Origin of the sequence: Kitasatospora sp. NPDC058406, from assembly GCF_042722765.1 — a bacterium.
Lineage (GTDB): Bacteria > Actinomycetota > Actinomycetes > Streptomycetales > Streptomycetaceae > Kitasatospora.
On record NZ_JBHXKE010000143.1, the window covers coordinates 1 to 13720 of the forward strand.

A 13720-nucleotide genomic window follows, 5' to 3' on the forward strand; every position below is an offset into this window, starting at 1 on the left:
AGACCACGCCCCCCCCCGGGGGGGGCGTGGTCTCGTCGCCGTTCGACCGTTCAGACGAGGCGGGCCGCCGCTGTGGGCAGGCCCGCGCAGGGGGCGGGCAGGAGAAGGGTGCGGCCGTCGACCGGGCCGGGGGAGTCCAGGCCGAGGGCGGCGGTGGTGACGTAGAGGTCGGTGAGGTCGGGACCGCCGAAGGCACACGAAGTGGGCTGCCGGGCAGGGAGGGCGAGAACGCGCAACAGGTCGCCGTCGGGACTGTAGTGACGGAGGCGGGCACCGCCCCATTCGGCGGACCACACGTTGCCGTCCCGGTCGACGGCCATGCCGTCGGGCACGCCCTCGTCGGGACGGAGCCGGGCGAGGAGCCGCGGTGTGCCCAGGGTGCCGTGCTCCAGGTCGTAGGGGTAGGCGTCGATCCGCCGCAGGTCGCTGTCGGCCAGGTACATCACGGTGCCGTCGGGGGAGAAGGCCGGGCCGTTGGGGATGGTCAGGCCGTCGAGGATCTTGGTGACGGATCCGTCGGTGTCCGTCCGGTAGAGCGAACCGGAGCCGGGGGTGGCGTCGAAGGCCATGGATCCGGCGATGAACCGGCCGCGGGGGTCGGCGCAGCCGTCGTTCATCCGCATGCGGGTCGGGGCGCCGTCCTCGGGCCGGTCGATCCAGTCGGGCCGGCCGTCGCGGAGGACGGCGATGCCGGTGTCGCAGGCGGCGATCCACCCGCTCCCGTCCTGGAGCGGGGCCACAGCCCCCAGGGGTACACCGAGGGAGAGCAGGCGTCGGGTGGCATCGGTGGCGGGGCGGTGTTCCCAGAGTTCGCCGGCGAGGAGGTCGACCCAGACCGTCCGGTCGTGGATCCAGCGGGCGCCTTCGCCGAGTTCGTGGGGGTTGCCGAGAGCGCGGGGCACGCCCCGGGAGGGCAGGTCGGTGGGGGACACGGACGGCTCTTTCGGTGGCGGGGCGGCGGAGTGTGGTGTCGGCTCGCAGAACGGGCGCCGCGACCCGGACCTCGTTGCCGGGGTCGGCGGCGGAGGCGGGGTCGCGGCTCTTGACGGTCTGTCGGGCGGCGGTGCGCCGGACGAGGTGGGTGGCGAAGTTGTCGGGTGTGGGGATTCGTCGTGTCGGGGCCGCCCGGTTCCCGGGGGACGGGAAGCAGTTGTCATCAGGGTCCAAGACGATGACACATGCCGGGTCCGGGGGCAACGGGCACTCCTCTCGGTTGGGCCGATGCCCGGGTTCAGGGGGTGTCAGCCCTTGGTCGCGCCGCCTGTGAGGCCCCGGACGAAGTGCTTCTGGAACGCGAGGTAGAACACCAGGACCGGCAGTGTCGCAAGGAACATGAACGCGAACACGGCGCCGAAGTCCTGCTGTTAGGGCCCGATCGACCGGTAGATGCCGACGGTGGCGGTGTTGCCGGCTCCCGGGCCCCGCACGAGCAGGGGAGTGAGGAAGTCGTTCCAGACCCACACGCCGAGGAAGATCAGCACGCTGGCCGACGCCGGACGCAGCAGCGGGAAGACCACCTGCCAGAAGATGCGGAACCGGCCCGCCCCGTCGACCGCCGCGGCCTCCTCGAGTTCGCGGGGGATCGTGCGGATGAAGCCCATGAAGACGAGCATGGCGAACGGCAGGTAGTACCCGACGTTGACCAGCACCGCGCCGTGCATGGTGTGCAGTAGCCCTCCGGCGTCGAGGACCCGTGTGATCGGCAGCATGATCACCGCGGGCGGGACCATCAGGCCGGTCAGCATGACGCCGAGGACGGCGCGGCTCCACCAGCGGTCCGACCGCACCAGGTGGTAGGCAGACATCGCGGCCAGGACGGTGGTGATGAGGATCGACGCCGCCGTGAGCGTGGCGGAGTTGGCGAGGCCGTACCAGTCGAGACTCCGTCCGGCCGCGACAGTACGCGCCCGAGGTTCTCCAGGGTGGATGGGGCGGGGAGCGCCAACGGCGCGGCGACGACGTCGGCGTTGGGCTTGAAGACGTTGACCAGTGCGACGTACAGCGGCAGGGCGAAGACGGCCGCGGTGCCCGTGGCCAGGAGCGGGCGTACCCACGGGACTCGGGACTTCACAGGTTCACCTCTCGTCGTTGCAGAAGCCTGAGCGTGGTCACGCTCGCGACGGAGACGATGGCGAGCATGATCCCGGCCATCGCCGAAGCCATTCCGGGGCGTTGTTCGGCGAAGGCGGTGCGGACGACGTCGAAGGCGACGGTGGCCGTGCCGTCGGTGCCGGGGCCGCCGTTGGTGAGGACGGCGATCTGGTCGTAGACCTTGAAGGGCGGCGGCCAGCTTCACGTCGCCGCCTGCCGCGCTGTTGCCTGTCCCGCTTCCCCCGGCGGCACAGCCAGTCAGTGCGACGAGGCCCATCACCGTGGTGATCGCCACACGGTGGTCAGCTGTCTCATGGTGCTCTCCTCCAGTGTCGAACCCGCTCCGCGGGTGTCGATTGAACCTGCTTTAGATAAGCAAGTTGCTTTTCAATATTGCTGAGGAGGGTCGATCTAGATAGCCTGCTGCCGTGCGTCAGGACACTCGTCAAGCCCAAAACCGTGCGACTTCGACCACCCGCTCGGGCGATGCCGGCCTGCTGCGCAGGCTCAACCTCTCGGCTGCGGTGAAGGCCTTCCTCACCGTGGAGTCGTTGACGGTCGGCGACCTTCGCTCGGCTATCGGCGTCTCGCGCCCCACGGCCGAGGAGCTGCTGAACGCCCTGCTGGAGGAGGGCTTCGTCCGCGAGGCGCCCGGGCCTCCGAAGGTCGACCGATCCGCGGGCCGGCCCGCTCGGCACTACGGGGTCGCTGCCGAGAACTTCAACGTCGTCGGGGTCGACATCGGTGCTCACAAGGTGGCCGTGATCATCTGCGATCTGCGGGGGGAGGTCGTGTCGCTGCGCAAGCGCGGTGTCGATCCCGCCCTGGGGGCCGCCGAGCGCATCGACGCCGCAGCACGTCTGATGGAGGCCACGCTCCGGCAGGCGAGGATGGGGCGGGAACGCGTCCGCTCCGTGGCCTGCGGCATCACCGGAACGGTGACCGACGGCTCGTCGGTCAAGGACGTCCGCACGCTCTCCGCCGGCCGGGACCTCAACGTCTACTCGCTCCCCGGCTTCGACCGGATCGATGTGGTCGCCGAGGTCTCGGCACGCTTCAAAAGCGACGTGCTGGTGGCCAACGACATCCACCTGGCGGCGGTGGCCGAGCAGTGGCGGGGCGCGGCAGCCGGGGCACGGGACCTCGTCTACATCCACGCCGGCCGCCGCATCGGGTCGGCGATCGTCATCGGCGGGCACATTCACAACGGCCGGCACGGTCTCGCGGCGTCCGTCGGTTCCCTGAAGATGCTCGGGTGGCGCGAGGCGATGAGCGATCTCGACCGCGAGAGTCGCAAGCTCGCCGGCGAGTCCACCGGCGAGTCCACCGGCGAGGGTGTCCGAGCGCTCTTCGAGGCGGCCACGACAGGTGACCCCGCCGCGATGCGCACGGTCGACGTCCTCGCCGAGGCCCTCGCCCTCGGAGCCTCGACCCTCGTGCACGCCATCGACCCCGACCTCGTCGTGCTCGGTGGCGGCCTGTCCCGCACGGGAGAGGTGCTCGCCGCTCCGTTCCGGCAGCACTTCGCCGCGACGTCCTTCGACCCGCCCGAGTTTCGCGTCTCCCTGCTCGGAGACGAGTCCGTTGCGCTGGGCGCAGCCCGGCTGGCCCTCGACGACATCGAGAGTCGCCTTCTCGCCGGGCAGACCTGACATCGTCCTTCCCTCCGTACCGATGGAGCTGCCTGATGATCGAGCCCGGGCGCGTTGCCGCCCCCGTACCCACCGACCCCGTCGCACTCTCCGATTCCGGCGGGGCCGAGACGACGACGGTCGTCCTCCTGCCGCGTGCCGACGGCCTGCCCGACATCGGGTGGGTGGGGCCGAGGATGGGGGAGGGGGGTCTACAGGCGATATGACCCGGCGAAGCCACCTGCTTTGCGAGGAGGGCGGCTACCGGACAGCCACCGCCGACCCCCGCGAGCGGATCGTCTGACCCTCCGCAAACCTGGCTTCCGCTTCCCGATGCCCGGACGAGAGGCCGCTCGCCGCCGGAGCCGACAGCGCCCACCGTCCGAGCCGGCCCCTGCGTCCGATCACGAAAACGATCAGACTCCGGATGCCGTGCCGACGTGACAGCACGCCGTTCGGGGGCCGGACTTGGAGCCGGATCACGACCGGCCTCTCCCTGCTCCCGCACGTACCTGGACGGCCGACCCAGCCGCAGCCCATCCCACAAGAGACGCGCCCACGGCGCCGCCGCGCAGTTGATCCGTCGGCACCTCCCGGCGGTCCGCTCTCGCGCCGCTACCACGGCCCGACCTCCCCGACAGCCGGCCTCCGGAATCAGTAGGCCCGAGCACCGCCACACCCCGAAGCCCCTTCGGTGCGGACCCCGATCGGCGCCCGTTGCCCAACGTCGCCGAAGCACCGCCCGCGGGAGCTTCGTACCCGCCGTCCACACCGGCATCACCCCCGCCGGAGCCGGCTTCCCCTCGCCTGCGGCGACAGGTCACCTCCAGCCCCCACCCCACCCCCATCCCCCACGGAGACGGAACATGACCAGACCCGAGCCTCACGGCATCAGCCGCCGCTCCATCCTGCGCGGAGCGGCCGTCGCCGGCGCCGGAGCGGCCATCACCCCGCTGCTCAACCTCTCCACCGCCACGGCCGCCACGGCCGGCAACTACACCATCCGCTTCGACCAGGCGCGCAAGCAGACCATCCTCGGCCTCGGCTTCGAGATCCAGTCGGACTCGATCGGCTCCGGCAACAACGGCCTGCCGGCCACCGTCTCCGGCGTTCCCTACGACCTGACACCGGCCGAACGGACCCGCTTCTACCAGCAGTTGGTCATGGGTGACCGCACCGACCGGGGCTTCCGCTACTGCCGGCTCGCGCTCGGGCTCTACCACCGCGGTCTCGATCCCACGGGCAAGCACATCATCGACCGCTACCCCGGCCAGACCGCCCTGCTCGCCGACATGATCAACAGCAGTCGCATGGAGGGCGTGGCGGCCGAGTACTGGTCACCCGCCCCCGGCTGGAAGAGCAACAACTCCTACGTCAGAGGCAGTCTCGCGTCCGTCGAGCGGGCGTTCCTCGACCAGTTGGGCGACGCCATGGTCGGCGACCTCGACTACCTCTCGGCACGCGGTGTTCCCATCTCCATGTGGGGCCTGCAGAACGAGCCGGACGCGGAGAACACGTACTCCACGTGCCAGTACACGCCCGAGGGGTACCTCAAGACGTTCAAGGCCGTCGCACCCAAGGTCAAGGCCCGCTACCCCCGAGCGATGATCCACGCCGACAGCCGGGACGGCTGGGAGAGCCCCTGGGGCAAGGCCGTCGCGGCCGACCCCGTGGCCCTGTCCTACGTCGACGCCTGGACCTTCCACCGCGTCGGCTCGCCGAGCAACGAGCAGATGCCGAGCATCAAGCCGATCGGGAGGGACTACACCTCGGGAGCGCTCGGAAGGCCCGTCTTCAACAACGAGTTCGAGTACCTCGACAACAAGACCAGCGACGACAGGACGATCAACACCGCCCAGTCGATCATGAACTGGATGACCTTCCAGAACTCCCCCACCTGGTTCTGGCTGCACGCCCTCAAGCCCACCACCAACGCCGAATCGCCCGGCTACTCCCTCGGCTTCTGGCGCCCGCCGAGCGACACCGACTTCAGCCCCAACCACTTCCCCGACCTCCCGGTCGGCCACTGGACCTGGAACCCCCAGAACTGGAACGCCATCGCAGGCTTCGTGAAGTACATGCCGTGGAACTCGGTGCGCTACCACGTCGACGAATCCGCAGAACTCGGCGACCAGCGGATCATGGCGTGGAAGACCCCGGAGGGCAAGCCGGTCTTCGTCATCACCAACCGCTCAGCCACCCAGTCGTTCACCTACACCGTCAACACCCAGACGACCGCCGTCTTCCAGGGCCACCGCTACGGCCCGGCCACCAACAACCAGGACATCCCCGCGCTCACCGGGCCCACCCTCACCATCACCGTCCCGCCGCGGTCGATCGAGTTCTGGGTCCGCACACCCTGATTCCCGGCCCGCACCTGAGCCCGACGCGCCACGGTGCGCATGGCTGACGAACGCCTCCCGGCCGGATCCGGGGACCGGGGCGACCGGCCGCCGGATCAACATGATCCGCAGGTTCTGCCCGGGAGGCGTTCGCCGCATCCGCCGCCGAATGAAGGGTGCATCGAACTTGGTGCACGAAGATCCTGGAGACGATACATCCGGGGCGAACCGAATGAAACCCCAGGCTGAGGTGATGAATTCACCTCGGGGGAGAGACCCGGATCATTGGGATATCGCATACTATGCACGAATGGAGCGAACCAGCTGGGCGGAGCGCATCCCCGCCGTGAAGAGCAAGGCCGACCTCGTCTACGAGAGCCTGTACAACGCCATCGCCCAGGGGGGTCTGCGACCCGGCGAGCGGATCAACATGGACGAACTGGCCCGCCGGTTCGGCATCAGCAAGATCCCCGTCCGCGAGGCGGTGAAGCGGCTGGAGTCGGACGGTCTGCTGGTCTCGCGGATGCACGCGGGCATCACCGTGACCCCGATCGACGTCGCCGAGATGCGAGGCGTCTTCCTCGCCCGCGAGGCCATCGAGGCGCTGGTCGGACAGCTCGCGGCCGAGCGGATGGACGACGCCCGGCTCGCCGAACTCAAGAGCATCCAGCGGGCGATGCACGACGCGCTGGCCGCGGGCGCGCTGGAGAAGACGGCCGAGCTGAACTCCCGCTTCCACCGGACGCTGGCCCAGAGCGCGGGCTACCGCGTCCTGCACGACCTCACCGAGCAGCTGCTGTTCACCATCCGCCGCTACCGCATCACCGCGCCGATGGGCGACCGGGACTGGCGCTCCGTGGCCGCCGAGCACGACGTGATCGTGGACGCGCTGCGTCGGCGCGACCCGGTCGCGGCCGCGGACGCGGTACGCGCCCACATAGGCTCGCAGGCCGTGCACGAGGTCGAGTGCGCCTTCTGAGCTGATTGAACGTAGGCGATATCCCTGCCCCGGCCCGGTGTCTTCCGTGCCCCAGAGCTATCCGTGCAGGCCGACGACCTGTTCCTTGCTCGCGCACCCGCAGGATCCTGGCCCTTGTGAGCGGCGACGCTCCGGCGCCGGCCCGGGTGCGGTTCTCACCCTGTTCGCCTGTGGCATCGATGCCGTCGAGGTGTCACCGAACACCGCCCGCGCCCTGAAGGTCCTTGAACGGGCCTGAGCGCCACCCGGCCTCGACACCGCCCCCGGCGCCCGTGAGCCCCTCGCGATCCTGCCGCCCGCCCTCCGCATCGGCGAGCCGGTCGCGGCCGGGGCGGCCTCCGCAGGTCCGACACGCGCATGCCGCAGGCCCGACCGGGTGCCTGTCTCCAGCACCTGGCCGGGCTCGTGCTCCCCGGTTCATCCGTGCGACTACCGGGGAGCACGTGGGTCCTACTCCTTGACCGCGCCGCCGAGGGGGTGCTGCGCGGGGAGCCCGGTCGCCCTCGTCACAGGTCTCCCTCGCCCCTTGCCACGGTCCGTCATTCCTTGCCGAGGGCCTGGCCGACCGCGTCGTCGATGGTCTTCAGTGCCTTGTCCACGGGGACCTGTCCGTTGACGCCGGCCACGATGTTGGCCTTCTGGGCGTCCCAGCGGGCCTGGAAGGCGTGCCGGTCCTGGAGCAGCAGCTCGGGGGTGTTGCGGCCGAGCTGTTCGAAGATGGCGTTCCAGTTGGGGTCGGCCTTGGCCTTGCCGTCCACGGTGGCCTTCACGGCCGGGTCCACCTTGCCGAGGTCGTACGGGAAGATCCCGTAGTACTCCATGTACTGGGCGCTGCGCTCGGGGGAGGCCAGCCAGCGCATGAACGCGCCTGCGCCGGCGGGGTTCTTGCTCGCGGAGCCTGCGACCAGGCTCTGGCCGCCGACCATCGAGCAGCCGCTCTTCGGACCGGTGGGCATCGGGGCGACGGCCCACTTGCCCTCGGTCTTGGCACCCCCGAGCTTGATGCTGGCGATGACGGACTGGTTGAACGGGAACATCGCGACGTCGCCGCTGATGAAGCCGTTGAGGGCGCTGGTCCCGGTGGGGGAGATCTTCTCGGTGTAGAAGGACTTCATGTAGTCCATCGCGGTGCGCCCGGCGTCGGTGTTCTGGGTGGAGGTCTTGAAGTCGGGGGTGGTGAGGGTGCCGCCGGCCTGGCAGAGGAAGCTCTCCCACACGGAGTTGATGGCGTTGAGGTGGTCGTCCATGCCCTTGAACTGCCAGCCGGCCACCTTCTTCCCGGCCTCGGCGGACTTGGCGGTGATGGTGGCCGCGGTGGACTTCAGTTCCTCCCAGGTCTTCGGCGGGGCGGCGATGCCGTACTGCTGGAGGATGTCGGTGCGGTAGAGCATGACGCCGACGTCGAAGGAGAGCGGGACGCCGTACATCTTGCCGCCGTACTCGTCGACCTTGGCGAGGGGGAGGAACTTCTCGGTGTCGGCGGCGGTGTAGCCGAGCTTGTCGAGCGGGGCGAGGGCCCCGGACTTGAGGTAGTCGAGGTCGAGGCCGTTGTTCATCAGCCAGACGTCGGGGCCCTTGCCGGCGGCGACGGCCTGCTTGATCTTGTCCCGGCCGTCCTTCCACTCCAGCAGGGTGAGTTCGACCTTCACCTTGCCCTGGGAGGCGTTGAACTCGTCCACCAGTTCCTTGACCTTGCCGTCCTGGCCGATCCAGTACGGCATCGACCAGAACTTGACGGTGGTCGGTCCGGCGGACTCCGAGGACCCGCCGGTGGAGGAGGAACAGGCCGAGGCTGCGAGCGCGACGGCGGAGGCCAGCGAGACGGCGGCGGCGAGTCTACGGCGGAGTAGTGGTGCCATGAGGGGGTCTCCTTGTGCGACGGGCAGCGGCCGGGCCGGCCGTCCCGGAACGTGCGGGGGCAGGGAGAGGCCGGGGCGATCCGGCCCAGAGACCGGCCCCAGAGCGGTGCGGCGTAACGTCGAAGCAGCAAGCTGGAGCCTTGCCCGAAACTTATGCGATATACGAAATGGCCGCCAGGGGTGTTGCCGTTTCGTGTTCTTGGCCAACCGGATCTCTCTCGGGCCGAGCTGGGGGATCGGTGGCAGGGGGCGCCATCATGCCGACGGCTCCGCAGACCCGCCCGGCGGCCGCACCCTGCCGCCACCCGAACGGAGCGGCGACGGCGCGGTCGTTCCGGGCGGGTCTGCGGAGCGCGAGCGGAGTCACGGGTTGATCAGTTCGCCCAGCCCCAGGGTGCGCAGCGTGAGGTTGACCATGTGCAGGTGGCTGACTGCGTTGGGGTGGATGGGGTCGTCGAGCCACTCGCCCGGGTCGCCGTCGGGGAAGCGGGCCAGCCAGTACGCCTCGTGGTCGACGAGGAGGGAGCCGGTGTCGTGGGCGATGTCCCGGACGGCCTGGCAGTAGGCGGGCAGGCCCGGGTGGGTGGTCCGGGCGGCGGGGCCGGTCGGGACGGGGGTCTGGAGGATGATCTGGGCACCGGGGGTGCGGGTGATGATCTCGCGCATGCCGGAGTGGAAGGCGTCGAGCCCGACCGCCCCGGCGTGCGCGTCGTTGGTGCCCAGGGAGATCGAGAGGATGTCGGGGGCGAACCGGCCGATCAGATGGTGGTAGGAGCCGAGGACGTCGGCGGAGGTCCAGCCGGACACACCGGTGTTGACGACGATGTCCGTGCGACGGTCCAGCTGTCGCCGCACGCGTTCGTGGAGGTGCTCGACCCATCCGCGGGCCCCTCGCGTGTGCGTGCTCGCCTGGGTGATGCTGTCATCTGCGGTCACCCAGGTCATCGGCGCTGCCGACAGATCGATCATGCGTGTACCTCTCGCCTCGTTCGGATTCCGGACGCTGTTGCGGACGCACGCGGAGTCGGCGGCCTCGACGGGCCGCACCACGGCGCAGTGGTGGCGGCCGGCCGGATCGTCCGGGCGCACCATCCGACGCAGACTCCCCTGTGCGATCTACGACAGCGATGCTTCGAGATCAGGACCTGGCCGGCCGGACGCCCGCGCTTCCACGTTCACTTCACCCCGACCGGCCCCACCTGGACAACATCCTTGCGGTCGACGTGAGGTGGGTGCGGTGCGCCGCCCATACGATTCTGTTATCCGCCCCATCAGCAATTCGGACCTTGCCGCCGTCGGCCGACGGGCCGAGAATCGGACCCCTCGCTCCCGGGGAGGGGGCGGTGCCGGCGACGCGGTCGACGTGAGCGGGAGCAGCCTCGCCGACCGTGCCGCGGTCGTCCGCAGACCGAACGCCGACGCTCCGGGCCGGGGCTCCGGGTTCGGACCGCTCGCGGACGGTCACACGCGTGTCGCCCACGGCCTCGGCGGCCTCTACCTCACCGCAGGCGCCACCCGGGACGGTCGGTTCGAACAGCACCCCTGTGGCGGAAGCAGCCCCCAGGCGTTCGTCCTCGGCCGACATCGCTGCGTCCACCGAGGTGCGAGATCCGCGGCCCCTCTCGACTGGCTGGCAGTAACCCCTTCATTTTCCTCCGGAAGAAAGGGACTTGGCGGCACAGTTCGTTCGCCGGATGCTCCGAACTCACGTGACCTTCGCCCGCCGGGATCGCTGATCTGGCGTGCACGAATTTACGGCCGGTTCATGAGGGTCTGGCCGCTTCGCAAGGGGATGGGGCGACGGCGTGTCAACCTCCAGCAGCCCGAGGCCCGTTGCGCGGTGGTGGTCCTCGCCTCGCCCGCGTCAGGCCTGGTCCGCTCCGGTGACCTTCCGGTGAGCGGGAATGGCCCCCGCCGCAGTGTGCCGAGGCGGGGACCGCGTCGTGTGTGCCCGGGCGGCCCCCGGGGTGGGGTCGGGTGTGGGCCGGTGGATCGGCCGACTGCGGGGGAGGGCAGGGGAAGCGAGCGGTCACGGACGGGGGTAGACGCCGCACGACGTGACCGGTTTGCCGTTCGCGTCGTCGAGGCAGACCCCGACGTACGAGCCGCCGCCGACGACATCGGCGGGAAGCGTGGCGGGCACCGAGGTCACCGTGTTGCAGTGCGTACTGCTGCTCCTGGGGCCGAGCGGGTTGGCGTAGCCGTCGAACACGCTGTACCACGCCCTGCGGCAGCCGACGGACTTCAACGTCCCGGTGAAGCCCACCGATCGGTTGTACCAGGTGAGGGTGCCGGAGATGTAGCTGCCGGCGCCGTCGGCGACGTGGACCGGGGTGGTGGGGTAGGCGGCGGCCGTGGCCGGAGGTGCCGCGACGGCCGGTGCGGTCAGTGCGGCGGACGTGGCCAGGCTCGCCACGGTGAAGAGGGTGAGTGCAGTTCGGCGCAACACGGCGTTTGTCTCCATTGGTGGGAGTTTGCGGTGATGACGCCACAAGGTTGCCCGCAGCCCTTGCATGTCAACCCTGGCGGAGCGCGATGTCCACGGACGGCCCCGCCGGCGCCGGGGTGGCGCGAAGCCGGGTGGATTTCGTCCGTTGTCGTCCGCTTCGTCTTCGGACGGACCGTCAGGAAACCCAGGGGGATGTCCTTGTCGGCAAAGGTCAGGTAAAGGAAAAATGGTCTGGACCTCTTGACGGCTTGGTCTGGACCTTTCTAGTCTCGCCGGAGCACCCTGCGAAGGACGTCGCGCAGCGTGCGACCACGGACTCCCCCACCCCTGTCCGCCCCCACGTCGAGGAGCCCCTCTCTTGAGTACTCGCTTCGCCATGTCGAAAAAGAAGTTGAGAGTCGCTGCAGCCGGTCTGACCGCGCTCGCCCTTCCGCTGGTCGCCGTCGTAGGCCTGTCCACCCCCGCCCAGGCCGCCACCGCCGCCACCGCCACCTTCGCCAAGGGCTCCGACTGGGGCTCGGGGTTCGACGGTAAGTGGACGGTCAAGAACACCGGCACGACCACGCTCACGTCCTGGACCATCGAGTGGGACTTCCCGACCGGCACGAGCGTCGCCTCGGCCTGGGACGCCACGGTCACCAGCTCCGGCACGCACTGGACCGCCAAGGACAAGGGCTGGAACGGCACCCTCACCCCCGGTGCCTCCGTGACCTTCGGCTTCAACGGCGCCGGCCCGGGCGTGCCCAGCGGCTGCAAGCTCAACGGCGCCTCCTGTGACGGCACCGACCTGCCCGGCGGCAACAAGGCGCCCTCCGCGCCCGGCACCCCGGTCGGCTCCGACGTCACCGACACCTCGCTGAAGGTGTCCTGGACCGCCGCCACCGACGACACCGGCATCAAGAACTACGACGTCCTGCGCAACGGCACCAAGGTCGCCACGGTGACCGGCCTCAGCTACAGCGACAGCAACCTCACCGCGGGCACCAGCTACGACTACACCGTCGTCGCCCGCGACACCGCGGACCTGACCGGCCCCGCCAGCGCCCCCGGCAGCGTGCGCACCACCGGCGGCGACGTCGTCGTCGGCGACAAGGTCAAGCTCGGGTACTTCACCAACTGGGGCGTCTACGGCCGCAACTACCACGTGAAGAACCTGGTGACCTCCGGCTCCGCCGCGAAGATCACCCACATCAACTACGCCTTCGGCAACGTCCAGAACGGCAAGTGCACCATCGGCGACGCCTACGCCGACTACGAGCGCGCCTACACCGCCGACCTGTCGGTCGACGGCGTGGCGGACACCTGGGACCAGCCGCTGCGCGGCAACTTCAACCAGCTGCGCGAGCTCAAGCGCCTCTACCCGCACATCAAGGTGATCTGGTCCTTCGGCGGCTGGACCTGGTCCGGCGGCTTCGGCCAGGCGGTGCAGAACCCGGCCGCGTTCGCCAAGTCCTGCCACGACCTGGTCGAGGACCCCCGCTGGGCCGACGTCTTCGACGGCATCGACCTCGACTGGGAGTACCCGAACGCCTGCGGTCTGACCTGCGACACCAGCGGCGCCGACTCGTTCAAGAAGATGACCCAGGCGATGCGCACCGAGTTCGGCCGTGACCTGGTCACCGTGGCCGTCTCTGCCGACGCCTCCCCGGGCGGCAACATCGACAAGGCCGACTACGCCGCCGGTGCGCCGTACCTCGACTGGATCAACGTCATGACGTACGACTTCTTCGGTGCCTGGGCGGCGAAGGGCCCGACGGCCCCGCACTCCCCGCTCACCACGTACAACGGCATCCCGAAGGCCGGCTTCACCTCGGCCGAGGCCATCGCCAAGTACAAGTCGATCGGCGTGCCGGCCGACAAGCTGCTGCTCGGCATCGGCTTCTACGGCCGTGGCTGGGCCGGCGTGACCCAGTCCGCCCCGGGTGGCACCGCCACCGGTGCGGCGGCCGGTACGTACGAGACCGGCATCGAGGACTACAAGGTCCTCAAGAACACCTGCCCCGTCACCGGCACGGTGGCCGGCACCGCCTACGCCCACTGCGGCACCAACTGGTGGAGCTACGACACCCCGGCGACCATCGCCTCGAAGATGGCGTGGACCAAGGCCCAGAACCTGCGCGGCGCCTTCTTCTGGGAGTTCAGCGGTGACACCGCCAACGGCGAGCTGGTGAACGCGATCCACAGCGGTCTCCAGTAACACCTGCACCACCGTCCGACCACAGCACCACAGCACCACAGCACTGTACGAAGCGGGGCCCCGGCCCGCCCCCCGCGGGGCCCGGGGGGGGGGGGGGGGGCCCCCCCGGCGCGGATGGGGGGGGGGGTGCCGGGCCCCCGGACCGGGGGCGGGGCCACCCGGCCCCCGGGGA

General features: G+C 70.0%; 10 protein-coding genes. 5 read left to right on the forward strand and 5 right to left on the reverse strand.

Features of this window, described 5'->3' with window-relative positions; translation table 11 throughout:
• Positions 1 to 50: 50 nt before the first annotated feature.
• A complete protein-coding gene (locus ACFWOG_RS25530) occupies positions 51 to 932 on the reverse strand; it encodes an SMP-30/gluconolactonase/LRE family protein (protein ID WP_380361113.1) in 882 nt (293 codons plus the stop codon).
• Between the two features lie 432 nt (positions 933 to 1364).
• A complete protein-coding gene (locus tag ACFWOG_RS25535) occupies positions 1365 to 1805 on the reverse strand; it encodes a carbohydrate ABC transporter permease (RefSeq protein ID WP_380361114.1) in 441 nt (146 codons plus the stop codon).
• Between the two features lie 299 nt (positions 1806 to 2104).
• Between ACFWOG_RS25535 and ACFWOG_RS25540 the strand changes: the two genes are divergently transcribed.
• The 4 genes from ACFWOG_RS25540 (at position 2105) to ACFWOG_RS25555 (ending at position 7043) form a co-directional block, all read left to right on the forward strand.
• Entirely contained in the window at positions 2105 to 2269 is a 165-nt protein-coding gene (locus ACFWOG_RS25540; RefSeq protein ID WP_380361115.1) for a hypothetical protein, read from the forward strand.
• Between the two features lie 250 nt (positions 2270 to 2519).
• Positions 2520 to 3743, forward strand: a complete 1224-nt coding sequence (locus ACFWOG_RS25545) for an ROK family protein (protein ID WP_380361116.1) — start codon at positions 2520 to 2522, stop codon at positions 3741 to 3743.
• Positions 3744 to 4588: 845 nt separating this feature from the next.
• Complete coding sequence (locus ACFWOG_RS25550; RefSeq protein WP_380361117.1) at positions 4589 to 6085, forward strand: hypothetical protein; 1497 nt, start codon at positions 4589 to 4591, stop codon at positions 6083 to 6085.
• A 289-nt stretch (positions 6086 to 6374) separates the two neighbouring features.
• Complete coding sequence (locus ACFWOG_RS25555) at positions 6375 to 7043, forward strand: GntR family transcriptional regulator (RefSeq protein ID WP_380361118.1); 669 nt, start codon at positions 6375 to 6377, stop codon at positions 7041 to 7043.
• 539 nt (positions 7044 to 7582) lie between these two features.
• Here ACFWOG_RS25555 and ACFWOG_RS25560 read toward each other — a convergent pair.
• The 3 genes from ACFWOG_RS25560 to ACFWOG_RS25570 all read right to left on the reverse strand — a co-directional run bounded on the left by ACFWOG_RS25560 (position 7583) and on the right by ACFWOG_RS25570 (position 11366).
• Positions 7583 to 8902 (reverse strand): ABC transporter substrate-binding protein, encoded by a 1320-nt coding sequence (locus tag ACFWOG_RS25560; RefSeq protein WP_380361119.1) that lies wholly within the window; start codon positions 8900 to 8902, stop codon positions 7583 to 7585.
• A 363-nt stretch (positions 8903 to 9265) separates the two neighbouring features.
• Positions 9266 to 9871, reverse strand: a complete 606-nt coding sequence (locus ACFWOG_RS25565; RefSeq protein WP_380361120.1) for an SGNH/GDSL hydrolase family protein — start codon at positions 9869 to 9871, stop codon at positions 9266 to 9268.
• Between the two features lie 1060 nt (positions 9872 to 10931).
• On the reverse strand, positions 10932 to 11366 hold the full coding sequence (locus ACFWOG_RS25570; protein WP_329875854.1) for a hypothetical protein: 435 nt from the start codon (positions 11364 to 11366) through the stop codon (positions 10932 to 10934).
• 361 nt (positions 11367 to 11727) lie between these two features.
• Between ACFWOG_RS25570 and ACFWOG_RS25575 the strand changes: the two genes are divergently transcribed.
• Positions 11728 to 13548, forward strand: coding sequence for a glycosyl hydrolase family 18 protein (locus ACFWOG_RS25575; protein ID WP_380361130.1), 1821 nt, complete (start codon positions 11728 to 11730; stop codon positions 13546 to 13548).
• The last annotated feature ends 172 nt before the right edge of the window (positions 13549 to 13720 follow it).

What these genes read in the sequence shown, in the direction of transcription:
- ACFWOG_RS25535 (WP_380361114.1), bottom strand. Translation starts at nt 1,805, where the DNA reads ATGTCTGCCTACCACCTGGTGCGGTCGGACCGCTGGTGGAGCCGCGCC.
- ACFWOG_RS25550 (WP_380361117.1), top strand. Translation starts at nt 4,589, where the DNA reads ATGACCAGACCCGAGCCTCACGGCATCAGCCGCCGCTCCATCCTGCGC.
- ACFWOG_RS25555 (WP_380361118.1), top strand. Translation starts at nt 6,375, where the DNA reads ATGGAGCGAACCAGCTGGGCGGAGCGCATCCCCGCCGTGAAGAGCAAG.
- ACFWOG_RS25560 (WP_380361119.1), bottom strand. Translation starts at nt 8,902, where the DNA reads ATGGCACCACTACTCCGCCGTAGACTCGCCGCCGCCGTCTCGCTGGCC.
- ACFWOG_RS25565 (WP_380361120.1), bottom strand. Translation starts at nt 9,871, where the DNA reads ATGATCGATCTGTCGGCAGCGCCGATGACCTGGGTGACCGCAGATGAC.
- ACFWOG_RS25570 (WP_329875854.1), bottom strand. Translation starts at nt 11,366, where the DNA reads ATGGAGACAAACGCCGTGTTGCGCCGAACTGCACTCACCCTCTTCACC.
- ACFWOG_RS25575 (WP_380361130.1), top strand. Translation starts at nt 11,728, where the DNA reads ATGTCGAAAAAGAAGTTGAGAGTCGCTGCAGCCGGTCTGACCGCGCTC.